The sequence below is a fragment of the Amphritea sp. 1_MG-2023 genome (assembly GCF_030547545.1).
Classification (GTDB): domain Bacteria; phylum Pseudomonadota; class Gammaproteobacteria; order Pseudomonadales; family Balneatricaceae; genus Amphritea.
Window position 1 is genome coordinate 1 of the sequence record NZ_JAUOQE010000093.1, and the last position, 521, is coordinate 521.

The following is a 521-nucleotide window of genomic DNA, read 5'->3' on the forward strand; positions in this document are numbered from 1 at the left end:
GCCAAGGTGGCGGTGGTACCCGTGACCGTCCCAGTATCAATACCGTAGGTTAAGGTATCACCATCGACATCCGCGCCACTCAAGGTGCCGCTCAAATTCGCATCGGTCGTGCTGCTGGATTGATCCACTTCGGCAATCGAACCACTGGTAACCGCATCCAGGGTCGGTGCATCATCGGCACCGGTGACGTTGACGGTAAAGGTTTGTGTAACCAAGGCACCATCGGCATCCGTCACGGTCAGGGTGAACACATCGCTAACAGCATCGCCTGCATCCAGGGCTTCGATCGCGGCGGCATTCTTGCTGTAGCTGTAGTCACCGCTCGCCGTATCCAGGGTCAGCGTACCGTAAGACCCCGCCAAGGTGGCGGTGGTACCCGTGACCGATCCGGTAGCAATACCGTAGGTTAAGGTATCACCATCCACATCGGCGCCACTCAAGGTACCGCTGAGATTCGCGTCCGTAGTCGAACTAGATTGATCCACTTCGGCAATCGAACCGCTGGTGATCGCATCGAGGGT

General features: G+C 57.6%; 1 protein-coding gene. It reads right to left on the minus strand.

Going from position 1 to position 521, the window contains the following annotated elements; translation table 11 throughout:
• Window positions 1–521 (minus strand): VCBS domain-containing protein (locus Q4488_RS18810; RefSeq protein WP_303582143.1); only part of this gene is annotated, 521 nt, incomplete at both ends.